The organism is Schleiferilactobacillus perolens DSM 12744, assembly GCF_001435585.1.
Classification (GTDB): domain Bacteria; phylum Bacillota; class Bacilli; order Lactobacillales; family Lactobacillaceae; genus Schleiferilactobacillus; species Schleiferilactobacillus perolens.
The window spans coordinates 1-233 of sequence record NZ_AZEC01000092.1; the positions used below are offsets into that span (position 1 = coordinate 1).

At 38.6% G+C, this 233-nt stretch carries 1 pseudogene; it reads left to right on the top strand.

The window, feature by feature from the left end:
• Positions 1–233: pseudogene (locus tag FD09_RS15755) on the top strand (IS30 family transposase); the annotation flags it as partial.

Consider the following 233-nt stretch of genomic DNA (forward strand, 5'->3'; position numbering starts at 1 on the left):
TGATTGCTCACGAATTTAAACTAGCGACTAAATCAATTTATAATTGGTTAAATCAAGGGAAAATTGAGTTTTCTTTAAATGATTTGCCTGAACATGGCGTGCGCCAACGGCGTAACCTTGACCAACGTTCTAAATATAATCAATCATTAGGACGGTCAATTGAACAGCGACCCATCGTGGTTAATCGACGTAATCGCATCGGTGATTTTGAATTAGATACAATTGTTGGCCCC